Source organism: Vandammella animalimorsus, from assembly GCF_002285285.1.
GTDB lineage: Bacteria > Pseudomonadota > Gammaproteobacteria > Burkholderiales > Burkholderiaceae_C > Lampropedia > Lampropedia animalimorsus.
The window spans coordinates 164,380-187,860 of sequence record NZ_NSJF01000005.1 but is presented as its reverse complement, the minus strand read 5'-3'; the positions used below and the strand labels follow the sequence as shown (position 1 = coordinate 187,860).

The 23,481-nt window shown below is 66.8% G+C and carries 22 protein-coding genes; 13 read left to right on the top strand and 9 right to left on the bottom strand.

Annotated features, from left to right (window positions below):
- Positions 1-36: 36 nt before the first annotated feature.
- From CK620_RS10495 to CK620_RS10485, 3 genes are all read left to right on the top strand, one after another.
- Positions 37-516 carry a hypothetical protein gene (locus CK620_RS10495; RefSeq protein WP_179290630.1) on the top strand — a complete coding sequence of 160 codons (480 nt, stop codon included), beginning with the start codon at positions 37-39 and terminating at the stop codon, positions 514-516.
- A 122-nt stretch (positions 517-638) separates the two neighbouring features.
- Positions 639-911: a type II toxin-antitoxin system TacA family antitoxin gene (locus CK620_RS10490; RefSeq protein WP_095550248.1), complete on the top strand. Its 273-nt coding sequence runs from the start codon at positions 639-641 to the stop codon at positions 909-911.
- A complete protein-coding gene (locus CK620_RS10485) occupies positions 908-1,402 on the top strand; it encodes a GNAT family N-acetyltransferase (protein WP_095550247.1) in 495 nt (164 codons plus the stop codon). The genes CK620_RS10490 and CK620_RS10485 overlap by 4 nt, the downstream gene beginning before the upstream one ends.
- A gap of 27 nt (positions 1,403-1,429) precedes the next feature.
- Here CK620_RS10485 and CK620_RS10480 read toward each other — a convergent pair whose 3' ends face one another.
- The 7 genes from CK620_RS10480 to greA form a co-directional block, all read right to left on the bottom strand.
- Entirely contained in the window at positions 1,430-2,332 is a 903-nt protein-coding gene (locus CK620_RS10480; protein ID WP_238946097.1) for an MBL fold metallo-hydrolase, read from the bottom strand.
- Positions 2,329-3,468 (bottom strand): outer membrane protein assembly factor BamC, encoded by a 1,140-nt coding sequence (gene bamC / locus CK620_RS10475; RefSeq protein ID WP_095550246.1) that lies wholly within the window; start codon positions 3,466-3,468, stop codon positions 2,329-2,331. Before bamC ends, CK620_RS10480 begins: the two co-directional genes overlap by 4 nt.
- A 68-nt stretch (positions 3,469-3,536) precedes the next feature.
- Positions 3,537-4,439, bottom strand: a complete 903-nt coding sequence (gene dapA, locus CK620_RS10470; protein WP_095542402.1) for a 4-hydroxy-tetrahydrodipicolinate synthase — start codon at positions 4,437-4,439, stop codon at positions 3,537-3,539.
- Between the two features lie 115 nt (positions 4,440-4,554).
- Entirely contained in the window at positions 4,555-4,737 is a 183-nt protein-coding gene (locus CK620_RS10465; RefSeq protein ID WP_095550245.1) for a hypothetical protein, read from the bottom strand.
- Positions 4,737-6,008, bottom strand: coding sequence for an MFS transporter (locus tag CK620_RS10460; protein ID WP_179290629.1), 1,272 nt, complete (start codon positions 6,006-6,008; stop codon positions 4,737-4,739). The genes CK620_RS10465 and CK620_RS10460 overlap by 1 nt, the downstream gene beginning before the upstream one ends.
- Before the next feature lie 70 nt (positions 6,009-6,078).
- Positions 6,079-6,528, bottom strand: a complete 450-nt coding sequence (locus CK620_RS10455) for a DUF4149 domain-containing protein (protein ID WP_095550243.1) — start codon at positions 6,526-6,528, stop codon at positions 6,079-6,081.
- 38 nt (positions 6,529-6,566) lie between these two features.
- Positions 6,567-7,046 (bottom strand): transcription elongation factor GreA, encoded by a 480-nt coding sequence (greA, locus tag CK620_RS10450; protein ID WP_095538998.1) that lies wholly within the window; start codon positions 7,044-7,046, stop codon positions 6,567-6,569.
- Between the two features lie 271 nt (positions 7,047-7,317).
- Here greA and CK620_RS10445 point away from each other — a divergent pair, with 271 nt between their 5' ends.
- The 10 genes from CK620_RS10445 to CK620_RS10400 all read left to right on the top strand — a co-directional run bounded on the left by CK620_RS10445 (position 7,318) and on the right by CK620_RS10400 (position 18,807).
- On the top strand, positions 7,318-9,114 hold the full coding sequence (locus CK620_RS10445) for an AMP-binding protein (RefSeq protein ID WP_095550242.1): 1,797 nt from the start codon (positions 7,318-7,320) through the stop codon (positions 9,112-9,114).
- A gap of 85 nt (positions 9,115-9,199) precedes the next feature.
- On the top strand, positions 9,200-10,783 hold the full coding sequence (locus tag CK620_RS10440) for a TolC family protein (protein ID WP_095550241.1): 1,584 nt from the start codon (positions 9,200-9,202) through the stop codon (positions 10,781-10,783).
- A gap of 86 nt (positions 10,784-10,869) precedes the next feature.
- Positions 10,870-11,229: a hypothetical protein gene (locus CK620_RS10435; RefSeq protein ID WP_095538378.1), complete on the top strand. Its 360-nt coding sequence runs from the start codon at positions 10,870-10,872 to the stop codon at positions 11,227-11,229.
- A 113-nt stretch (positions 11,230-11,342) separates the two neighbouring features.
- Positions 11,343-11,531, top strand: coding sequence for a Trm112 family protein (locus tag CK620_RS10430; protein ID WP_095538377.1), 189 nt, complete (start codon positions 11,343-11,345; stop codon positions 11,529-11,531).
- Positions 11,528-12,358, top strand: a complete 831-nt coding sequence (gene kdsB, locus CK620_RS10425) for a 3-deoxy-manno-octulosonate cytidylyltransferase (protein WP_095550240.1) — start codon at positions 11,528-11,530, stop codon at positions 12,356-12,358. The genes CK620_RS10430 and kdsB overlap by 4 nt, the downstream gene beginning before the upstream one ends.
- 538 nt (positions 12,359-12,896) lie before the next feature.
- Complete coding sequence (locus tag CK620_RS10420) at positions 12,897-14,570, top strand: DEAD/DEAH box helicase (protein WP_095550239.1); 1,674 nt, start codon at positions 12,897-12,899, stop codon at positions 14,568-14,570.
- 618 nt (positions 14,571-15,188) lie between these two features.
- Positions 15,189-15,554 (top strand): DUF3649 domain-containing protein, encoded by a 366-nt coding sequence (locus CK620_RS10415; protein ID WP_095550238.1) that lies wholly within the window; start codon positions 15,189-15,191, stop codon positions 15,552-15,554.
- A gap of 116 nt (positions 15,555-15,670) precedes the next feature.
- Positions 15,671-17,305, top strand: coding sequence for a PepSY-associated TM helix domain-containing protein (locus CK620_RS10410; RefSeq protein ID WP_238946096.1), 1,635 nt, complete (start codon positions 15,671-15,673; stop codon positions 17,303-17,305).
- On the top strand, positions 17,302-17,586 hold the full coding sequence (locus CK620_RS10405) for a DUF3325 domain-containing protein (protein ID WP_095550236.1): 285 nt from the start codon (positions 17,302-17,304) through the stop codon (positions 17,584-17,586). Before CK620_RS10410 ends, CK620_RS10405 begins: the two co-directional genes overlap by 4 nt.
- Positions 17,587-17,628: 42 nt before the next feature.
- The gene (locus CK620_RS10400) at positions 17,629-18,807 is read left to right on the top strand and encodes a YncE family protein (RefSeq protein ID WP_095550235.1); all 1,179 of its coding nucleotides are present in this window, start codon (positions 17,629-17,631) and stop codon (positions 18,805-18,807) included.
- Positions 18,808-18,948: 141 nt separating this feature from the next.
- Here CK620_RS10400 and CK620_RS10395 read toward each other — a convergent pair whose 3' ends face one another.
- Together CK620_RS10395 and CK620_RS10390 are read right to left on the bottom strand one after the other, a co-directional pair.
- The gene (locus CK620_RS10395; protein WP_095550234.1) at positions 18,949-20,913 is read right to left on the bottom strand and encodes a site-specific recombinase; all 1,965 of its coding nucleotides are present in this window, start codon (positions 20,911-20,913) and stop codon (positions 18,949-18,951) included.
- Between the two features lie 129 nt (positions 20,914-21,042).
- A complete protein-coding gene (locus CK620_RS10390) occupies positions 21,043-23,331 on the bottom strand; it encodes an arginine/lysine/ornithine decarboxylase (protein WP_095550233.1) in 2,289 nt (762 codons plus the stop codon).
- Between the last annotated feature and the right edge of the window lie 150 nt (positions 23,332-23,481).

Genomic DNA, 23,481 nt, shown 5'->3' with positions numbered 1-23,481 from the left:
AAATTTGCTTTTGCAGCTCTCGCTAACATCGATTCGATGAAGAGCGATGACAAGCGTCAGTCGGAAGAAGCGCAGGCCTTTGCACAAAGGCTGCGTCAGGCATTGGAAGAGGCGGGAATTCCCGCCTCTCCTACTGTGGTCGCTCACGAATTCAATTTGCGCTATTGGGGGCGCAGCATCTCCGTGCATGCCGCGCGCAACTGGTTGATGGGCATTTCCCTGCCCCGGCAGGACAAGCTGCGTGTTCTCGCGGCTTGGCTGCGCGTCACCCCCGAGGCCCTGCTGCTGGGGGCCGAACCAGCGCTTTTGCCCATGCAACGCACTGCGCGCATGCCGACCAAGGCTGCCGTTGGCTATGAACTCGGCCTGGCCGATCAGCGCATGCTCCAGACCTATCTGCGCCTCTCGCGGGAAAGCCAGCACACGGTGCAAAACGTCGTTGCCGCCTGCGAAGCCCTGGACATGGCGCGCGCCGACACAGGCGTGCTTTGCGCATCCAAAACCAGCAAGGCATGAGGCCGTTGTGAGCAGCCCTTTGGCGTTCGCACTGAGCGCACAGGGCACCGCTTCGCATTGACAATAGCTACACGCCAAATCACAATCCGTATAGCCATTGTGTATGCAAAAGAGGGGGAGCCATGCGCGACGCCGCCATCAATCTGCGAGCCTTGCCCGAACAGCGCGACTTGATCGATCACGCGGCCCGGCTGCTGGGTAAGAATCGTTCGGACTTCATGCTCGAAGCGGCCTGCGAACGCGCCCAGGCCGTTGTCCTGGATCAGGTGTTCTTCAGCCTGGATGCCGACCAGTTCCAGCAGTTCATTGACATGCTCGATGCGCCGCCCGAGCCCAATCCAGGGCTGGAGCGCCTCATGGCAGTCCAGGCGCCTTGGCACACAGACTGGGCATGAGCATGGCATTGAGCGCACCGCAACCACTTGCGGCGCACCACATCCTGGGCGAATTTGCCTGCGGCGAGGACAGCCTGGATGCATGGCTCAAACGCAGGGCACTGGCCAATCATTTGAGCGGCGCAAGCCGCTGCTTTGTCGGCACCGATGCGCACGGGCGCGTTTGCGGCTACTACGCCATGGCCGCAGGTGCGGTCTCGCATCAGGCAGCCACCAGTAGCGTGCGTCGCAACATGCCCGACCCGGTGCCCGTGATGGTGCTGGCCAGACTGGCCGTTGACCGGCGTGCCCAGGGTCTGCAGCTCGGTGCGGCTCTGCTGCAGGATGCCGTGCAAAGGGCCATGGTGGTGTCGCAAAACGCGGGCGTGCGCGCCCTGCTCGTCCATGCGCTGCACGAGCGCGCCAAACAGTTCTATCTGCATTACGGCTTTCGGCAATCGCCCCAGCACCCAATGACGCTGATGCTGCGCTTGCATTGCGCCAAGGCGTGATAGGCCCTGCGTGCTCGGAGGCCGCCCTCAAGCTTGCACACCGGCGGGCTCGGCATGGATGCTGGCGGCAGCTTCCTGCTGCGCGCCGCCCGCGTCCAGCTCGATCCAATCGCAGCCCTGCTCCTGGGTGGCAATGTGCAGGGCCACTGGGTGTTCGCCCACGGCCTGGCGCATCCATTGCAGCGTGCGCTGTGGGCAGTTGTTCTGCTGGCTCAGGTGGCCTGCGACCACGTGGCGCAGGCCAGCGTGCAGCACCTGGGCCAACAGCTGCGCGGCCGCAGCGTTGGAGAGGTGGCCGCGCGGCCCGGCGATGCGGCGCTTGAGGAAAGGCGGGTAGCGCGATTGCTGCAGCAGCTCGGGCTCGTGATTGAATTCCAGCAGCAGGGCCTGGCAATGCGCGGCATGGGCCAGCGCATGGGGCGTGACGTGGCCCAGGTCGGTCAGCAGGGCCAGGCGCGCCTGGCCTTGGCGGATGCACAGCTGCAGCGGTTCGCGCGCATCGTGCGGCACGGTAAAGGGCGTGGCCTGCATCGCGCCCCAGGCAATGGGCTGACCATCGCAGGCCACGCGCCACAGGTCGCCGGCATCGGGGCAGCCCGCGCCCTGCCAGGTGCCATAGCTGGACCAGATCGGAATGCCCAGGCTGCGCGCCAGCTCGAAGCTGGGGCCAACATGGTCGGAGTGTTCGTGGGTGACGAAGATGGCCTGGATGTCACGCAGCTGCAAGCCGTCACCTTGCAAGCGGGCGGCAAGCTGGCGCTGCGTCAGCCCGCAGTCGATCAGCACGGTCATGGCCGCGCCCTGGCCATCGCAGCCTTGCACCAGCGTGGCATTGGCGGCGCTGCCGCTGGCCAGGCTGCGAAAGCGCAGTGGCTGGCGCGGGCTGGGCGATGATGGCGATGACGGCAAGGCCGGCGCTGAAAACGTCAACGCAGGTCTTCGTGCAGCAATTGCAGGATGCGCCCAGCCTCGGCCGCGGCCATGGCGGCGCCGGCTTCGCTTTGCACAATGGCGTGCGAGCGCTGGCCCTGGCCTTGCACCAGGATGCGGTAACGCACCGGCGCCGGGACGCTGGACGATTGGCCCAGCATGCGGCCAAAGAAGCCAGGCTTGTCGCGCCGCGCCTCGGGCGAGATGTAGCGCACGAAGTACAGGCCTTGGGAGCGGTCGCGGTCTTCGACGGTGAAGCCGGTGCGATCCAGCGCCGCGCCGACGCGGCGCCAGGCGCGCTCGAAGCCGTCGTCCAGCTGCAGGGCCGGCACGCCGCCGAGCTCGACCAGGCTTGCGCCACCGGCGCTGCCAGCGGTGACGCCGCCCTCTTGCTGGCTTTGCTGGGCGATGGCTTGCGATTGCTCCTCGCTCACGCCCAGCTGCACCATCAGGCGGCGCAGGAATTCGGTCTCCAGCTCTGGATCGGAGGGGCGCGGCTGCCACATGGTGCGCTCCTGCGAACGGTCGGTGAATTCCTCGACCATGCCGCGGTGCGTGATGTAGATGTCCGTGCCACCGTCGTCGCGGCGCTCCATGCGGGTGCGGAATTTGTCGCGCTCGCCGGTTGAATACAGCGAGTCCAGCACTTTGCCCAGGGTGTTGCGGATGAAGTCCTGCGGCAGCTTGGCGCGGTTTTCGGCCCAGTCGGTTTCCATGATGCCCAGCGCCGGCTGGTCCATGGTCAGCACGAAGCCGTTGTCCACCCAGAACTGGCGCACCGGCTCCCACAGCGCATCGGGCGTGCGCGGCACGCTCAGCCAACGCACATTGCCATCGCGGTGGATGCGCACGTCGGCCACGCTGTCGCCGGCAACACGCTCGCCCTGCCCCTGGCGCACCTGGGAGGCCAGCAGCGCATTGGCCGACACAGGGCCGCCAGGCACGGCATAACGCGTATCGGTGGACAGCTGGGTCAAATCCGGCGGCACTTCCAGCGAGGTGCCGCGCTTGGCGCTCTTGTAATCGATCTTGTCGCCCTGCAGCGAAGAGCAAGCCGACAGCAGCAAGGCCACGGCGGCCAGACTGAGCGAGGCGGCCTGCAGAGGCCGGGGGGTCGAAGCGGTCGAACGGGTCATGCGAGTCATGCCAGCAATGGGTTCAGGAAGAGAAAGAGGCGGCAGCAACGCCGCCACGCGAGGGCCACTCAAAGCAGCTGCGCAGCGCGAAGGGCCTCTTGCACGGTGGGCTGCAAGGCCTGGCTCAGCTCGGTCATGGGCAGGCGCAACGTCGGGCCGCACAGGCCCAGGCGGTGCATGGCCCATTTGACGGGAATGGGGTTGGCCTCCAGGAACAACGCCTTGTGCAGCGGCAGCAGCTGGCGCTGCAGCGCATTGGCCTGCTGCACGTCGCCGGCCAGCGCGGCCTTGCACAGGCGGCTCATCAGCGCAGGGGCGACGTTGGCCGTCACGCTGATGTTGCCATGGCCGCCGCACAGCATCAGCGCCACGGCGGTGAGGTCGTCGCCGGAGAACACGGCAAAGCCCTCGGGCACATCGCGGATCAGCCATTGCGCCCGGGCCAGATCACCGGTGGCTTCCTTGATGCCGACAATGCTGGGGATTTGCGCCAGGCGCAGCACGGTCTCATGCTGCAGATCGGCCACCGAGCGCCCTGGCACGTTGTAGAGGAACATGGGCAACTCAGGCGTGGCCTCGGCAATGGCGCGGAAATGCTGGTACTGCCCCTCTTGCGTAGGCTTGTTGTAGTAGGGCACGACCTGCAGCTGGCTGTGCGCGCCGACCTGCTGCGCATAGCGCGCCAGTGAAATGGCCTCGGCCGTGGAGTTGGCGCCGCAGCCGGCCATGATGGGCACGCGCCCGGCCGCATGCTCGACCGCTACGCGGATGACCTCGTGGTGCTCATCGAAAGTCAGCGTCGGCGACTCGCCTGTGGTGCCCACAACACCGATGCAGTCCGTGCCCTGTTCGATGTGCCAGTCGATCAGCTTGCGCAGGCCGGGGTAATCGACGCTGCCATCCTCGTTCAGAGGCGTGATCAGGGCCACGATGCTGCCCGTCAAGAGCACGGATGGGGAAGAAGAAGCCATAGGTCAATTGCTTGTTGGGAGGCGCGCAAAAAAAGAAAGCGCGATTCTAGAGCGTGATGGTCGAACGTGATGGGCGCCGCCGCCTGCCTGGATCAGCGCCTTGGTAACGACCTGTTCAGAAGCAGGCCCACAGCTGCTCGGCCAAATACACCATCAGCCCAGGGCGGGCATACAGCCAGAACGCCAGGGCCAGCAATGCAAGCAGGCCCGCCAGGGTCAGTAAGTGGGAAAGCCGGGGTTTGCGCATGGGCTCTGCTGCAAAGGTTTCAAAAGTCTTGACGGCCAGGCCCTGGGGCATCACGCCCCTGCTGGCGCCGCTTGCAAAGGGCGCGCCACGGGGCGCTCATCGACGGCCAGATTGATCAGCCCGGCGACCACGCCCAGGGCGATGGCAATATACCAAACGATGTCGTAGCTGCCAGTGCGGTCATACAGGTAGCCGCCCAGCCACACGCCCATGAAGCTGCCCACCTGATGGCTGAAGAACACCACGCCGCCCAGCATGGACAGGTGGCGCACGCCGAAGATCTGCGCCACCGTGGCGTTCGTGGGCGGCACCGTCGAGAGCCACAGCAGCCCCATGACGGCCGAGAACAGATACACGCTGGCACTGCTCAGCGGCGCCAGCAAAAACACGCTGATGACCACAGAGCGCGCGAAATAAATAAAGGCCAGGATGTGCCGCCTGGGCATGCTTTGCCCCAGCCAGCCCGACAGGTAGGAGCCAAAGACGTTGAACAGCCCAATCAGCGCCAGCGAATACGTGGCCACATGCACCGGCATGGACAAATCCTTCAGATAGCTGGGCATGTGCACGCCGATGAACACCACCTGAAAGCCGCAGACGAAATACCCCAGCGTCAGCAGCTGAAAGCTGCGCAGCGACAGCGCCTCGCGCAGGGCCTGGGCCACGGTTTGCGGCTCGCCCTGGGCCGCGGGCACAAGCGCCGGCTGGGCTGGCCCACGGCGGCGAAAGCCCGGCTCGCGCAGGCCCAGGGCCAACGGCGCAATCCCCAGCACGGCCACGGCCAGCACCAGCAGGGCCTGTTGCCAGCCCAGCTGCGTGATCAGCCAGCCCTCCAGCGGCAGCATCAGAAACTGGCCGAAGGAGCCAGCCGCAGCCGTCACCCCCATGGCCCAGGAGCGCTTTTCCATCGGGATCTGCCGCCCGATGACGCCATACACCACGGCATAGGTGGTGCAGGCCTGCGCCAAGCCCAGCAGCATGCCCGCAAACAGCGCGAACATCCAGGGGCTGCTGGCATAGGCCATGCCCAGCAGCCCGGCCGCGTAGCACACGGCGCCGGCCAGCAGCACGCGCAAAGCGCCCAGGCGATCGGCCACCATGCCGATGAAGATGCCGAAAAAGCCCCAGGCCAGGTTTTGAATCGCCAAGGCGTTGGAGAAGTCCTGCCGCAACCAACCCATGTCCGTGACGATGGGCAGCTGCCACAGGCCAAAACCGTGGCGCACCCCCATGGACAGGGTCACCACCAGCGCGCCGCACAGCAGCACCTGCTGCATGGGCAGACGGGCTGGAGAGGAAAGTGAATTCAGGCTCGACGACATGGCGCTGCGGTTTTGGTTTCAGGGTTTTGGTTTCAGTCCAGTGCTTTCATCCCTGCAAGACGCGGCCGCATCAGCGACGCCCGCCCAGGCGCCACAGCAGCACGGCCGCGCACAGCCATTGCAGTACGTACAAGGCCGTGGCCAGGTTGTGCCACAACGCCAGGTTCTCGCGCGCGACGATGCGCGGCGCAATGCCAAACTCCACCAGCAGCGCCAGCACCACACCGGCCAGGGCCCAGCCCGTCCAGGCCAGCGGCGCGGGCGCTGCTGCAGCGCCTGCCGTCGCGCCATCACCGCCCCGTGCGGGCTTGAGCAAGAACACCAGCAGCATGCCGCAGGCCACCGACAACCAAGTCATGGCCGTGAACAGCTTGGCCGCCACCTGCCCAGCCTGGGCTGCGGGCAGGTTGGCAAACAGCAGCGGCACGCTGAGAAAGCCCACCACCGACAGCCCGCCCCACCACAGGGCGGCGGCCATCACCGGCAGGCGCTGCAGCAGCACATGGCGCAATGTGGACATGGAACTCCTCCTTGAAGCGGTGTGGCCGGGCCACTCATTCACTGATAGTGCACAGCGACGATTTCGTAGCTTTTCTCGCCGCCTGGGGCATTGACCACGGCCACTTCGCCCTCGGACTTGCCGATCAGCGCGCGGGCAATGGGGCTGGAGACATTGAGCAGGCCTTGCTTGATGTCGGCCTCGTCCTCGCCCACGATCTGGTAGCGCACGCGCTCGCCGCTGTCCTCGTCCTCCAGCTCGACGGTGGCGCCAAACACCACGCGCCCGCCAGCGTCCAGCGCGCTGGGGTCGATGACCTGGGCGGCGGCCAGCTTGCCCTCGATGTCCTTGATGCGTCCCTCGATGAAGCCTTGGCGGTCCTTGGCCGCGTCGTACTCGGCGTTCTCGCTCAGGTCGCCTTGCGCGCGCGCCTCGGCAATGGCGTTGATGACCGCCGGGCGGTCCACCGTCTTGAGCTGGTGCAGCTCTGCCTTGAGCAGTTCAGCGCCGCGCTTGGTGATGGGAAGGGTCGTCGTCATTGGGCAGTTCTCTTTCCAAAAAAATGCACCGCCGGATGTTGCCATCCAGCGGTGTCGTATTCCATCGCAAAAAATGCGCCCACTCTCTGTGCTTTGGGCGGTTGCGGCGATTGTAGCGGCTTGGCTGCGGGCCGGGCGCAAACCGCCATCGGACTGGCCCATCGGCGCACCAAGGCGGCAAATGGGCGACAGCCCGCCCGGGCGCAGCTGCCGGCAAGGCCGCAGAACTCCCGCACAATCGCCCCTTTGCGTGAAATAGAAGGAGACACATATGCCCGCAACCCCTCCCCCCGCCACCATCTACAGCGCCCTGCAAGACGTTGCCCAGCGCATGCCCGAGCGCCCGGCGCTGACTTTCGTGCGCGACGGCAGCGAGCAAGAGCAGGCGCGCGTCGTGTCCTACCGCGAGTTGCTCGCCGGCATCACCCAGGCGGCCAACCTGTTCGTGCAATGCGGCGGGGTGGGCGTTGGCGTGGCCTATCTGCTGCCCTCGGTGGTGGAGACGCACTTCGTGCTCTGGGGCGCGGAGACTGCTGGCTACGCCGTGCCGCTCAACCCCTTTTTGACCGAGGAGCAGATCGAGGAGCTGGTGCGCGGCAGCGGCGCGCGCATTCTGGTCACCGTCGGCGCGCTGGCGCCCGATGTCTGGCAGAAAAGCCTGCACGTGCAGCGCCGCATCCCCGGCCTGCAACTGCTGTGCCTGGGCCCGGCAGGCCCGATGGACGAGGCCGCAGAGGGCGCAGTCATCCAGGACCTGGGCGCGGCGCTGGCGCAGCAGCCCGGCGAGCAGCTGCAGTTCACCCCCGTGGCCGATGCCCAGCAGCCCATCGCCTACTTCCACACCGGCGGCACCACCGGCCTGCCCAAGCTGGTGGCCCACACCCACGAAAACCAGCTCAGCGCCGCGCGCGGCGGCACCGAGCTGCTGGACGTGCGCCCGCAGGACTGCATCACCAACGGCATGCCGCTGTTTCACGTCGGCGGCAGCATCGCCTGCAGCCTGGCCTTCTTCCTGCGCGGCGCCAACGTGCTGATGCTCTCGCCGCTGGGCTTTCGCAACCCGGCCATGGTGCAGAACATCTGGCGCATGGTCGAGCGCTACCAGGTCACGGTGCTGGGGGCCGTGCCCACGGCCATGGCCTCGGTGCTGGCCGTGCCCGTCGATGCGCGCATCGACACGCTGCGCTGCGGCGTCACCGGCGCGGCGCTGTGCCCGGCGGCGGTCTCGCAACGCTTTGCGCAGGTCACCGGCAAGCCCATCTACGAGCTGCTGGGCATGACCGAGACCGGCGGCGTCACCGCCTCGGACGACGCCCGCGTGCCGCCCACGGCCGGCTCCGTGGGCCGCGCCATCGCCGGCAGCCAGATCCGGGTGCGCCAGCGCCTGGCCGACGGGCGCCTGGGCGAGGACTGCGCGCCCGGCGAGGTGGGCGTGCTGTTCGTCACCGGGCCCAACGTCTCGCCCGGCTACCGCGACCCCAGCCAGAACGCCGGCGTGTTCGAGGAAGGCGGGCTCAACACCGGCGACCTGGCCTACCTGGACGAGCAGGGCCGGCTGTTCATCGCCGGGCGCAGCAAAGACTTGATCATCCGCAGCGGCCACAACATCGACCCGGCCATGATCGAGCAGGCCTTCACCAACCACCCGGCCGTGGAAGCGGCCGCCGCCGTTGGCCAGCCCGACCGCTACGCCGGCGAGCTGCCGGTGGTCTTCCTGGTGCTGCGCGAGCCACAGACCGACCTGGCCGCCCTGCAGGATTACGCCCAGCAGCACATCGCCGAGCGCCCGGCCTGGCCCAAGGCCATGTACGTGCTCGACGCCCTGCCCGTGACCGCCGTGGGCAAGCCCTACAAGCCCGCGCTGCGGGCCGAGGCCGCCGTGCGCCTGCTGGAGCCGGCGCTGCGCGAGCTCAGCGGCGATGGCCAATTGCAGGTGCAGGCCAGCGAAGGCGGCAAGCGCGGCCTGGACGTGCGGGTGCGCCTGAGCCAGCCCTCGCCGCAGGCGCAGCAAGCCATCCGCGAAGAGCTCGACGGCTACGCCTTCGCCTGGACGCTGGATGAGGGCTGAGCTGGGCTGACCTGAGGGCTGAGGGCGGCACATGCAGCGTGTACGATGCCGCACCCAATGCCCGCCCCTTTTTGACCGCATGCGTATGCCCTCACCCCTCCCCCTTCTTCACCGCCGACAGCCGCGCCGGCTGGTCGTCTGCGCCCTGGCTGCGGCGCTGTTGGGCGCTGTCCCCAGCCTGCAGGCCCAAAGCCTGCTGGAGATGGTGCAACAGGCCAGCGGCTACGACGCCCAGTGGCGCGCCGCGCTGGCGCACAAGCAGGCTGCCGAGCGCCGCAGCGACCAGGCCCGTGCCGCATTGCTGCCCCAGGTCGGCGTGGGTGCGGAGCTGGCGCGCAGCCACACCCGGGTGCAGCCTTTGGGGCTGCGCCATGACGGCACAACGCGCACCGTCGCGCTGCAGGCCGCCCAGCCCCTGTACCGCCCGGCCGACCGGCTGACGCTGGCACAAAGCAAGCTGGCCATCGAGGACGCAGCCCACCAGCTCGACGCCAGCGCGCAAGACCTGATCGTGCGCGTCGCCCAAGCCTATTTCGACGTGCTGGCCGCGCAGGACACCCTGGCCGTGGTGCGCGCACAAAAAGTCGCCGTGCAAGAGCAGCTCGCCGCCGCGCAGCGCAACTTCGACGTGGGCAACGCCACCATCACCGACACCCGCGAGGCCCAGGCCCGCTTCGACCTGATCCGCGCGCAGGAAATCGCTGCCGAGAACAGCCTGCAAGTGCGCCGCCTGGCGCTGGACCAGACCGTGGGCCAGCACGGCACGCGCCCCTGGCCGCTGAAGCTGCCGGCCGATCTGCTGGCCGCGCTCGCCCCCATTGGCAACGCGGCCAGCCACACGCCCGATGGCAAAGCCAGCAGCGAAGCCAGCCTTGAATCCGACGCTGCCACTGGCACTGCCTCCGACCAACCCGGCAAGGCCATGCCGGCCGCCGGCCTGCAAGACTGGGTGGCCCGCGCCGAGCAATACCAGCCGCAGATCCGCCGCGCGCGCCTGGCGCTGGAGCAAGCCCGGCTGGAGACCGACAAGGCCAAGACCGGCCACCTGCCCACCGTCAACCTCAGCGCGCGCCTGGCCCAGGTACACAACCCCAATGGCACGCCAGCGGCCCCCCACCCCGGCACGCGCAACCAGCAGGCCAGCATTGGCGTGGCGCTGAACATGCCGCTGTTTGCCGGCTTTGCCGTGCAAAACCGCGTCAAGGAGACCCTGGCGCTGCAAGAACAGGCCCGCGCCCAACTCGACCAGGCCCAGCGCCAGACCGTGCAGGCCACGCGCGAGGCCTTCTTCGGCCTGCAATCGGGCCTGAGCCAGGTGCAGGCGCTGCAGGCGGCCGAGGCCTCCAGCCTCAGCGCCCTGGAGGCCAACCAACTGGGCTACCAGGTTGGTGTGCGCATCAACATCGACGTGCTCAACGCCCAGAGCCAGCTCTACCAGACCCGGCGCGAGCTGGCCCAGGCGCGCTACGGCGTGCTGATGGCGCAGCTGCGCCTGGCGCAAGCCAGCGGCACGCTGGGGTTGGATACTGTGCGCCGCATCAACGCCCTGCTGGCGCCCCCGGCAGATGCGCCCGCTGCAGCGCCCCAGCCCGCAGGCAACGCCAGCCCCGATGCCAGCAGCAAAGCCCCGCCCGCCGCCGCGCCACGCCGCGCGGCTGTTGCGCACTGAAACACTTGCCTGGGCACAGCGCCCCAGGCAATGGCGGCGGCGCATTACCATTGCGCTTCGTTCATCCCGTCACGAAAGGAGATCGCATGTCCCTGATCCGCACCTTGGCCTCGGCCTGCTCCATCAGCGCCTGCCTGTTGCTCGCCAGCGCACCGGCCCACGTAGCCGCCCAGTCCGCAGGCATTGCCGTCTGTGACGACGGCAGCCAGGATCGCCAGGCCTGCCGCCGCGAATTCGGCGCCGCCCGCCAGAAGGCGCCGCAAGACCCGAACGAGGACTTCAGCAACAACGCTCTGCAACGCTGCATGGCCCATAAGGATCTGGACGCCCGCCAGGCCTGCGAAGAGCGCGTGCGCGGTCAGCATGCCGAGCACCAGGGCAGCGTGCTCGGCGGCGGTATGCTGTATGAGCACCGCGCCACGCGCGTCGGCCCGGCGCAGCAGTAAGCGCCTGTTCTTGGAAGCAGTTCCAAGAACCTGTTCAAAGGCACGCCCGCAAGGGCGTGCCTTGCATTTCGCCCCGCCATCCCCGACCCCATCCCGTCCCCGAAACCCGCATCATGGATTCCAAACTTCTCGAACTGCTGGTCTGCCCCGTTACCAAGGGCCCGCTGCGCCTGGATCGCGAGCGCAACGAACTGATCTCACGCAGCGCGCGCCTGGCCTACCCCATCCGCGACGGCATCCCCATCCTGCTGGAAAACGAAGCCCGCCCGCTCAGCGATGATGAGCTGGCCGCAGCCGCATGAACAGCATCCCCGCCGCACCGCGCCCGACCACAGCGGCCTTCACCGTGCTGATCCCGGCGCGCATGGCCAGCAACCGCCTGCCCGACAAGCCGCTGGCCGACATCGGCGGCCTGCCCATGGTGGTGCGCGTGGCTCTGCAGGCCAGGCAAAGCCAGGCCCAGGCCGTGATCGTCGCCGCCGATGACCCCCGCATCGCCCAGGCCTGCGCCGCGCACGGCATCGACTGCCTGCCCACCCGCCGCGACCACGCCAGTGGCAGCGACCGCCTGGCCGAGGCCGTGCAGGCCCTGCAGCTGCCCGACGAGGCGCTGGTCGTCAACGTGCAAGGCGATGAGCCCTTCATCCCGCCCGCGCTGATCGACGCCGTGGCCCAGACCCTGGCCCAGTCTGGCCCAGACACCGTGATGGGCACGGCCGCGCACGCCATCGACAACGTGCAGGACTTTCTCAATCCCAACGTCGTCAAACTGGTGCTGGACGCGCGCGGACGCGCGCAGTATTTCAGCCGCGCCCCCATCCCGCACTATCGCGACGCCCAACAGGCCCATTGGTGGGCCGATGCCAACCAGCCCTACAGCCCCGTTGCACGGCTGCACGCGCCGCTGCGCCACATCGGCATCTACAGCTACCGCGCCGGCTTTCTCAAAGCCTTCCCGCAACTGCCCCCCGCCCCCACGGAACAGACCGAGGCGCTGGAGCAGCTGCGCGCGCTCTGGCATGGCCACGCCATTGCCGTACATCTGGCCGAGCAGGCCCCGCCCCCCGGCGTGGATACCCCTGAAGACCTGGAGCGCGCCCGGCGCCACGCCGCAACCAAAGAGCACTGAGACGCTGTTCAAAATCTCGGCGCGGCCAACGAATAACCCTGCACGGCCCTGGGCCGTATCAGCTTCCTGCAGGCTCCAGGCCTGCCCACGCGCATAATGCGCGGCTTCGCTTGGCGCGATCAACCAATCGCTGATTGCGCCAGGCCATCGCATCTTTCTATCTCGGAACCTGTTCCAGATCTCGGCGCGAGCAGGGATTTTGAACAGGCTCTATTGGGTTGGCACCGCAGCGGCAGCGCACACACTGCCGCCTGCCCTGCACTTTTGCACTTCTCTTGCAGACCAAGCCGCCTGCGCGCGCAATCTGCAAGCTCGCCAGAAACAGCCCCCTGACCTGCCCCGCCGCCTGTTGTGCAGCCCTCTGCTGCCATGGCAACGCGGCAGCGTCTGCGTCGTCGGATGGAGAGGTTTTTTCACCCCATCCGCGTGCCTGCACGCCTGTTTGATTTTTTGCAACAGGTTCAAGCCCGCAATCCCAATCGGGCTTGCGTTCGGCATCGGCTGTTTTACCCCAGGCCTTTCCAAGGCCGCTCGACCCATGTCCTCCTCCTATTCTTTGCCCAGCGCCTCTGCGCAGCCCGAGGCCCACACTGCGGCCACCCCGACACCAGCAGCCCCTGCTGCTGACAGCCTCAATCCATTCGCCCAGCTGGGCCTGGACGATGCGCTGGTACAGGCTGTCGCCCAAATGGGCTACACCAGCCCCACGCCCGTACAGCTGCGCGCCATCCCGCTGGCGCTGCCGCGCGCGCCGCAGGCTGGCAGCTCCTTCACCGATCTGATGGTCTCCAGCCAGACCGGCAGCGGCAAGACCGCCGCCTTCTTGCTGCCGGTGCTGCATACCCTGATCCAGGCCCACGCCGCGCGCAAGGCCGCCGCCCAGGCCGCCTTCGATGCACAAGTCGCCCAGGCCCTGGCCCAGGGCCTGCCGCCGCCCAAGAAACCCAAGCGCAAAAACCCGCTGCAGCGCCGCTTCGAGCCCGTGCACCCCGGCGCGCTGGTGCTGTGCCCCACGCGCGAGCTGGCCATGCAGGTGGCGCGCGAAGCCATTGCGCTGTTGCAGTTCTGCCGTGGCGTACGCATTGCCAGCGTCATCGGCGGCCTGCCCTACCCCAAGCAAATCGCCCAGCTGCAAAACGCCGACTTGGTCGTGGCCACGCCAGGCCGCCTGTTGGATTTGCAGCGCAGCGGCCAGCTGCTGCTCGATCAGGTGCAATTCCTGGTCGTCGATGAGGCCGACCGCATGCTCGACCTGGGCTTTGCCGAAGACCTCGAAGCCATCCACCGCCTGACAGAACAGCGCCAGCAAACCATGATGTTCAGCGCCACCTTCGCGCCGCGCATCCAGCAGCTGGGCATGCGCGTCATGCACGACGGCGGCCAGCATGTGCAGCGTCTGGAAATCGCCACCGCGCAGCAAAAACACGTCAACATCGCGCAAAAACTCTTCTGGGCCGACGACGATGCGCACAAGCGCGCCTTGCTTGACACCTGGCTGCGTGACCCGCAGATCGAGCAGGCCATCGTCTTTGCCAGCACCCAGCTCGAATGTGACGCATTGGCCGAGGATCTACAGCAGGCCGGCTTCAGCGCCGTGGCGCTGCACGGCGCGCTGCACCAAGGCCTGCGCAACCGACGCCTGGCGGCGTTGCGCGACGGGCGCGTGCAAATCCTCGTGGCCACCGACGTGGCCGCGCGCGGCATCGACGTGCCAGGCATCAGCCACGTCTTCAACTACGGCCTGCCCATGAAGGCCGAGGACTACACCCACCGCATCGGCCGCACCGGCCGCGCCGGCCGCAACGGCCTGGCCATCAGCTTCGCGCAATGGCGCGACCGCCGCCGCATCCACGACATCGAGCAGTTCACGCGCCAGCCGTTTGTCGTCGATACCCTGCCCGGGCTGGAACCCAGCCAGCGCTTCCCGGCCTGGAACGCTGCACCCCAAGGCCGCGGCAAGCCTGGCGGCAAAGGTGGCGCCCCTGGTCGCAGCGCACGCAACGGCCGCCCAGCCCGCCCTGGCAACAGTGGCATGACTGGCAGTGGCTGGGCTGGCCGCAGCGGCAAGCCGCGCACGCACGGCCACGGCCATGCCAGCGCCCAAACGGCACCAGCCCCCCGCCACCGCAGCGAGCGCAGCGGCGCACGCCATGGCTTGGGCAGCGCCAAGCCCAATCAGCGCCACGCTGGCAAAGTGCGGCAACGTGGCTGATGCCTTCGCCTCAGAGCCTGTTCAAAATCTCGGCGCGAGTGGGCAAGAAGCGGTTTGGGGTGGGCTGCAAGGCGCAAAACGCAGCCATAGCTGGGGCTATGGTGAGGCTTTGCAACGCAGCAGAGCGCCCAAATCCGCTCTCTTGACCGCCGTGCAAAGATTTTGAACAGGCTCTCAGAGCGTGTGATGAACTTTGCCCCCGCAAGAGCGCAAAGCCATGGCGCGCTCCAGGGGGTGCTGAAACCCAGTATTGCGGCACTGTTCTCGGTCAAAACTGCGCAGTTGCTGCGGCTTTTGCCTCGAAAAATGCGCTTCGCAAACCGAATCTCCACAAGTTGCGGAGGCTGCAATTTGTGCAGGCCTACTCCAACACACGACCAACCGGCCTGAAGGCCGGTTTTTCTTTGCGCTCTTGAGGCTTGCGCGCGCCCATTCATCAATGTGAATCAGTCTTGTTTGCAGTTTTGTTGTCTACAATGACAGCCTCATGATCTGAGCTGCGCCGCCCTTGAATGGGGCGGCTTTTTGACAGCCTGTTTCACAACCTGCCCTGGGGGGAGAGGTTGCGCGCGCAGGCTTTGATCTATACAGGCCTGCCTTTCTCCACTGCCCTGCCCGATGCCCCATCGCGCCAACCCCACGCCTGCGCCCACTGTCGCGGCCCTCGCGCTACGGCCCGCCCGCAGCGCCGCGCAGGCGCTGGCCTGGTGGCAGCGTTGGGCTGGGCTGATGGCGCGCGTTGTCGCGGCCATCATTGGCGGCTATGTGCTGGCAGCTCTGGTGTCCATAGCGGCGGCGGCCCTGCCCATGCCCAAGACTGAGGGCGTGATGACTGGCACGCTGTTGAGCTTTTTGGTCTATGCCTGCGCAGTGGTCTGGGTGTTTGCCGCGCGCTCGGCGCTGCGCGCCTGGGGCGGTCTGCTGGCCGCGGCACTGCCGCTGCTGGCGCTGGCCTGGCTGGTGTGGCAGGGGGCGCAGGCATGAGCGCGCACGCTGCCGCACGCCCTGGCGCGCCTGCGGCGCCTGACGCATGCACGGCGGCAAGTCAATCCAAGGCCCGCAAAGCCCCAGCTGCATCGTCTCGCGGGCTGCGGCAAAGCATGGCCGATTTGCATACCTGGGCTGGGCTGCTGGTGGGCTGGGTGCTGTATGCCATGTTCCTCACCGGCTCGGTGAGCTATTTCCGCGAGGAGATTTCGCTGTACCTGCGCCCCGAGCTGCAAGCGCCCGGGGTGGCCGGGGCAACTGCCGCGCCCACGCCAGGGCAGACGGCGCAACTGGTGCTCGATGCCGTGCTGGCGCGCGCGCCGGATACGCCACAAATTGGCATCACCCTGCCCACAGCGCGCAACCCAGGCGCCTCAGCCTACTGGATGCCTGCGAACGGCCAGCGCGGCGACTGGGGCAATGCGGTGTTCGATGCCCATGGCCAATCGCACTCGCTGCGCCAGACCGAAGGCGGCGACTTCTTCTACGGTTTTCACTTCAACCTGCATTACGTGCCCATTCTGTGGGGCCGCTGGATCGCGGGTTTCTGCGCCATGTTCATGCTGGTGGCCATTGTCAGCGGGGTCATCACACACAAGAAAATCTTCGCCGATTTTTTCACCTTCCGATGGGGCAAGGGCCAGCGCAGCTGGCTGGATGCGCACAACGGCCTGTCGGTGCTGGGCCTGCCCTTTCATTTCATGATCACCTACAGCGGCCTGGTGATGCTGATGACGCTGTACATGCCTTGGGGTGAGCAGCTGGCGCTGAACGAGCAGGAGCGCGCCCAGGCCATGCAGAGCTTCAGCGCCTGGCGCCCGCCCGCACCGCCACAGCCCGATGCCGCCACTGTGCCTACGGTACCGCTGGCGCCCTTGGTGGCCCAGGCGCAGCAGCATTGGGCTGGCCAAGGCCAGGATGAGGACCAGACCCAAGGCCTGGCAGGACAAGTGCTGGTGAACAACCCCGGCCAGGCCAACGCCCGCATCATCGTCTCGCGCAGCGCAGCCGGGCGCGTCTCAGACCACCCGCGCTATCTGGTGTTCGACGGCAGCGATGGGCGATTGCTGGAAAGCCACGACAGCGCCGCCCCAGCCGCGCAAACGCGCGGCGTGCTCTACGGCCTGCACATGGGCCGTTTTGCCGATGGCACGCTGCGCTGGCTGTATTTCCTCACCAGCCTGGCAGGCACGGCCATGGTGGGCAGCGGTCTGGTGCTGTGGACCGTCAAGCGCCGCACGCGCCTGCCTGACCCTGCGCGGCCACACATCGGCTTTGCCTTGGTGGAGCGGCTGAACATCGCCGCCATTGCTGGCCTGAGCGTGGCCATGGCCGGCTTCTTCTGGCTCAACCGCCTGCTGCCGCTGGGGCTGGCGCAGCGCGCCCAGTGGGAAATCCACGGCTTTTTCATCGTCTGGGCGCTGGCGCTGCTCTACGCTTGCCTGCGCCCGGCCAAGCGCGCCTGGGTCGAGCTGCTGGCCCTGGCTGCTGCGCTGCTGGCGCTAGTGCCACTGTTGAACGCCTTGCTCACCGAACGCCATCTTCTGCGCAGCCTGGTGCAGGCCGATTGGGTTTTTGCCGGTCTCGAGCTCGCGCTGCTGGCCTTCGCTGCATTGCACGCCCAGTTGGCCTGGCGCACGGCGCGCCACCAGTCAAGGGCCCTGGCGCGCAAGCCGGCGCGCCGCCAACCCAGCCCTGTGGCAAGCCGCGCCGCTGCAAGCGCTGCGCCCCGGAGTGCCCAAGCATGAATCACGCGCTGATTTTTCTCGCCAGCCTGCTGGGCTTTACCTGCTTGGCGATGGCCATGCCGCGCCATCAGCTCGATGCCTTGGGCCATGAGCTGCCCGCCAGTGCCAGCCGCGCCTTGCGCTGCAGTGGCGCGCTGCTGCTCTTGTTGGCGCTGGCGCTGGCCGTGCGCGGCATGGGCTGGGGGCTGGGGCTGGTGAACTACAGCGGCCACAGCGGCATGGCAGCAGGCGTCGTATTCATGGCATTGCTGATTGACCAACGTCTGCGCCCGCCGCGCTGACACCTTTTCTTTGTTTTTCTCCACTACCCAAGGAAACACTCCATGAAACTGTCCCATCGCCTCCTTGCCACCGCCGCTGCGGCCACCCTGGCCGCTACCCTGGCTGGCTGCGCACACCAGGCTCAGGCCCCAGCCACCCAAGCCCAGGCCGCGCAAGCAGGCACAAAGGCCCAGCCCCAAGTCGTGCGCCAGGCCATTGCCCCTGGCCTGTATGAGCTGGCCTACTCGCCCAAATTCAATGCCGTGTTCGTCAACTCCTCGGGCGGCTTTGGCAAGGATGCGCCGGCCTCGCGCCTGCTGCGTCTGGACCCGCAAACCCTGGCCGTGCTGGACGAAATCCCGCTTCAGCGCCGTGGCTTCGGCATGGCGCTGGACGAAGACGCTGGCCGCCTCTACATCGGCAACACCATCGACTCCTCCGTCACCGTCATCGACATCGCCAGCGGCAAGACCTTGGGCGTGGTGCAGCTGGCCAAGAAAGTCCAGGCCCCAGGCCGCGACGGCAAGATGCAAGAGCGCTATGAGCACCGTTTCCGCCAACTGGTGCTGGACAAAGCCAATGGCCGCTTGTTCATGCCCGGCATGGACTCCAAGAACAGCGCCCTGTACGTTGTCGATACGCGCGCGCTGAAGGTGGAAAAAGTCATCCCCGGCATGGGCTTTACCGCCACCGGCATTGCGCTGGATGAGGCTGCGGGCAAGGTCTATGTCTCCAACCAGCAGGGCCAGCTCTTCACCGTTGATGCGCGCACGCTCAAGCTGGAGAAAAAGCACGAGATCGCCCTGGATCAGCCGCTGAACCTGGCCTTCGACGCGAAAAGCAAGCGCCTGTTTGCCGTCGATCAGGGCCTGGACGCCTTCAACCAATCGCGTGAGCGCGCCGGCCTCAAGGACTACGTCTCGCGCGGCCGTGGCGACCGCATCGTCGCGCTGGACCCCAAGAACGGCTCGCTGCTGGCCAGCCAGCCCACCAAGGGCAAAGGCCCCGTCACCTTGCTGGCCGACGCCGAGCGCGGCCGCCTGTGGGTCACCACCCGCGAAGGCGCCAGCGTGGAAGTGTTCCATCTGAAAACCTTCCAGCCGCTGCAGCGTTTTGACCTGCCCTCGCACCCCAACAGCCTGTCGCTGGACGCGCAAACCGGCGCTGTGTACGCCACCGTCAAGAACGGCAAGAACGATGCCAAGGGCAGCAACGAAAGCGTGGTGCGCCTGAGCTTCTAAGAACCTCCTGTTCAAAGCCGCCTGCAGCCCAGGCCCTGCGCCTGGGCTGCAGGGCGCACAACACCGGCGCGCGCAAGGCAAGCCTGGCGCGCGCCGACTTGCGTCTGGCCAGCGCGTCGTGGAAACAGGGCTGGCGCGCGCTCAATGCCCGCTATCGGGCGGCTGCTTGCGCTGCGCATCGGCCGGCGCGGCCGGCGGCCACAGCAGCGCCATGGGGCCGGCGCGCAGTTGCCTGAACAAGGCCTGCAGCAGCTTGCCCAGGCTGGGGATTTCCGTATCGCGAGCGCGCAACGCCACGCGCAGCGCCAGGAAGAAGCTCAGCCACAGATTGACCATGCCAATCAGCAGCACATACAACAAGCCCAGCGCAAAGACTTTGGCGCCCAGCTCGGCACTGCTGGCCGCGTAGCTGAGGTTGGCCGATGAGAAGGCGATGTGCCGGATGTCCAGCGGCAGGTGCAGCAAGTGGCCGATGTAGGGCGTCACGCCCAGCAGCACACCGAAGTAGAAATTGCCGTGCAACGCGCCGAAATGCTCGTGCAGGTAATTGGCAAAGCGCTGCTGGCGCGCCGGCCCCAGCCAGCGCAGCGCAGGGTGCGCCGCCAGGCGCTCGCGCAACCGCACGTAATCGGCCCGATTGTCGTAATAGCCGGAGATGATGCCAGCGCAAAACAGCCACAGCGCGGCGATGGCCGCATACCACAGCGCAGGCACGGGCTTGAGGGCCTTGAGCTGGTAGGCCACTTCATCGGCCGTGAGCAGGGCCTGGCCTGCATGGCGCTGGTACAGCCATGCCACGCCAGCGGCTACGAGCATGGCCAGGCACACATTGCCCAGCACGGCCACGCTTTGTGAGCGGTGCACGCTGATGAGCAGCTCGGCCAGGTGCTTGGGCAGGTTGCGGCTGTTTTGGCCCTGCTGCACGCTCTCAGCGATGCTGGCCGCCGTCATGGCCGGCTGCTTGGTGGCGATGGTGAAGCCCAGCATGTGCACGATGGCAAAGCCGATGCCGTAATTCAGGCTGATGAGCAGCGTGCTCCACAGCGGCGCGAGTTGCCAGCGGCCAATCTCGATCTTCAGCAGGGCCATCAGGGCAATCAGCACCCCCGCGCCAGCGGCCGAGCGCAGCATGTGCCAATACTCCTGCCCGGTGGTGGTGATGTAGTGCTCGCCATGCTCGCTTTTGCTGCTGCTGATGCTCTTGCTGAGCATGCTGGCGCTGTTGCGCACGAATTCGCGGATGCTGCGCTGCTCCAGCCCGCTGTTGATGATTTGCCCCAATTGCACCAGCCAGGCGCGGGCGCTGCGCTCCGAACGCTCGCTGGTGAGCATGGTGAGAATGCCTTCGAGCCGATCCAGGCTTTGACCCAGGCGTTCGAGCAAATGGGCCGTGCTCAGCGAAGCGCCGCTTTGGTTGCCCAAGCGGCGCAGGTGGGCGACCTGCTCGCGGCTCTGGTCCAGCATCACATCCAGCTGGGCTGTGTCGGGCAGCTCGCGCCCGGCGCGCTCGGCCTCGACCAGGTTCTGCACTTCGCGCTGCAGGCTGAGAAAGGCCGAGTCCACCTCCAGCAGGCGCGGATTCAAACGGATCAGATCCGGGTTGAGGTCTTCGCCCGCAACCCACAGCGCCAGCATTTCCGCCGCGCGCAGCAACTGGTCGCGCACGTAGTGCTGGCTGGCCTCGCGCTGCTGCGCGCTGCCCAGCTGCTCGTACAGCCGCAGCCAAAGACGTGGCGCAATGCTGTTGAGCCAGTCCAGATCGCTGGGGCGAAGCACGGTCTGCAGCACATCTTCGAGCACGTCGGGCTGGCGCGGCGGCGGGTTGATGCGGTCGTACAGGCGGCGCCGAAGCTCGCGCCCGAAATCCTGGCGTGAATAAATGCCGGTCTGCACAAAGCCCGTGGCCAGGCGTGAGCTCTGCAGCCACTGATGGAACAGGCCGGCAACGTGTTCGTTGATCTCGGGCTGCTGCTGCAACGCATCGAGGAAGTCGCGCAGCGCATCGCCGGCCTGCTCGGCGTTGCGGCGCAGCTGCTGCACCAGCAGCTGCAGCACGCTTTGAAAATCGGCGCAGCCGGCAAAAGGCGTGAGCTCAGGCAGGGGCATGGGTGGGCCTTGCGGTCACGGATCGGGAAGAGTCAAAAAGCGCCCAGTCAGCGCCCAGCGGAAAAAACGCCGCAGCCAGGGCTGCGGCGCATGGATGGGGCGCAGGCCAAGGCAGCCCGCCGCACAGCATCACTGGGCCACGCAATCGGCAAAGAACTGCTTGCTGCCGTCGGGCTGCACCTGCACGACCAGGCCATGGATGTCGGTCTCAAAGCCTGGCAGTTGCTGCGCGAATTCACGCGCGAACTTCAGGTAATCGACGATCTTGCGGTTGAAGACTTCGCCTGGAATGAGCAGCGGAATGCCCGGCGGGTACGGCGTGACCAGGCCCACGGTGATGCGGCCTTCGAGCTCGTCGATGGGCACGCGCTCGGTCTTGCGGTGCGCGATGTGGGCGTAGGCATCGGCCGGGCGCATGGCGGGCTTGAGGTCCGACAGATAGATCTCCGTGGTCAGGCGCGCAATGTCGTACTTGGCGTAGAGCTGGTGCACGTGCTGGCACAGATCGCGCAGGCCCATGCGCTCGTAGCGGCGGTGCTGGTGGCTGAACTCGGGCATGATGCGCCACAGCGGCTGGTTCTTGTCGTAGTCGTCCTTGAACTGCTGCAGGGCGGTGAGCAGCGTGTTCCAGCGGCCCTTGGTGATGCCGATGGTGAACATGACGAAAAAGCTGTACAGGCCCGTCTTCTCCACCACCACGCCGTGCTCGGCCAGGAACTTGGTGACGATGGCGGCGGGGATGCCGGTCTTGTCGAACTTGCCATCCAGATCCAGCCCCGGCGTGACGATGGTGGCCTTGATCGGATCGAGCATGTTGAAGCCGTCGGCCAGATTGCCAAAGCCGTGCCAGTTGCTCGATGCCTTGCGGCTCTTGCTGCCGTTGCTGCGGATGATCCAGTCGGCCGAGCGGCCCACGCCCTGCTCGGCCAGCGCCTCGGGGCCCCAGACTTTGAACCACCAGTCGTTCTTGCCAAAGTCCTGCTCGACTTTGCGCATGGCGCGGCGGAAGTCCAGCGCTTCCTGCAGGCTCTCCTCCACCAGCGCCTGGCCGCCGGGCAGCTCCATCATCGCGGCGGCCACGTCGCAGCTGGCGATGATGCTGTACTGCGGGCTGGTGCTGGTGTGCATCAGATAGGCTTCGTTGAACAGCGCGCGATCGAGCTTTTGCTCCTGCGAGTCCTGCACCAGCACGTGGCTGGCCTGGCTGATGCCGGCCAGCAGCTTGTGGATGGATTGGGTGGAGTACACCACGCTGGTCTTGGGCCGGGCGCGCTTGCGGCCCATGGCGTGGTAGGTGCCGTAGAAGGGGTTGAAGGCCGCGTGCGGCAGCCAGGCTTCGTCAAAATGCAGGTTGTCCACGTAGCCATCGAGCATTTGCTTGATGGTTTCGGTGTTGTAGAGCACGCCGTCGTAGGTCGATTGCGTCAGCGTCAGCACGCGCGGGCGCACCTTCTTGGCATCCACGCCCTTGAGCAGCGGATGCGCCTTGATCTTTTTCTGGATGCTGGCCGGCTCGAACTCGCTCTTGGGAATGGGGCCGATGATGCCGTAGTGGTTGCGCGTGGGCTTGAGGAACACCGGGATCGCGCCGGTCATGATGATGCTGTGCAGGATGGACTTGTGGCAGTTGCGATCGACCACCACCACGTCGCCGGGCGCCACCGTGTGGTGCCAGACGATCTTGTTGGACGTGCTGGTGCCGTTGGTGACGAAAAAACAGTGGTCGGCGTTGAAGATGCGCGCAGCGTTGCGCTCGCTCTCGCCAATGGCGCCGTTGTGGTCCAGCAGCTGGCCCAGCTCCTCCACGGCATTGCACACGTCGGCGCGCAGCATGTTCTCGCCGTAGAACTGGTGGTACATCTGGCCGATGGGGCTCTTCAAAAAGGCCACGCCGCCCGAGTGCCCCGGGCAGTGCCAGGAGTAGGAGCCGTCCTCGGCATAGTCCAGCAGCGCCTTGAAGAACGGCGGCTGGATGCTCTCCAGGTAATTCTTGGCTTCGCGGATGAGATGGCGCGCGACGAACTCGGGCGTGTCCTCGAACATGTGGATGAAGCCGTGCAGCTCGCGCAGGATGTCGTTGGGCAGGTGCTGGCTGGTCTTGGTCTCGCCGTGGATGTAGATGGGCACCTCATCATTGCGGCGGCGCACCTCGCCGATGAAATCGCGCAGCTCGACAATGACCTCGGCCTCCTCATCGCCCTCGCTCTCGATCAGCTCCTCATCGTCGATGGACAGCACAAAGGCGCTGGCGCGGCTTTGCTGCTGGGCGAACTGGCGCAGATCGCCATAGCTGGTGGCGCCGACGACCTCGAAGCCCTCTTTCTCGATGGCTTCGGCCAGGGCGCGGATACCCAGGCCCGAGGTGTTGTCGGAGCGGTAGTCCTCGTCGATGATGACGATGGGAAAGCGAAATTTCATGAGGCACTCCAGACTGGCTGCGCCAGTTCGAAATGGAAAACGAATCGGGGCACAATGCCCCCGGCCAGTGCCGCTGGCCGAGCGAGCCGCGCAGTGTAAAGGAAACCGCAGGAAACGCCCGGCCCATTGCAGCGGCTCGCCCATTCATGG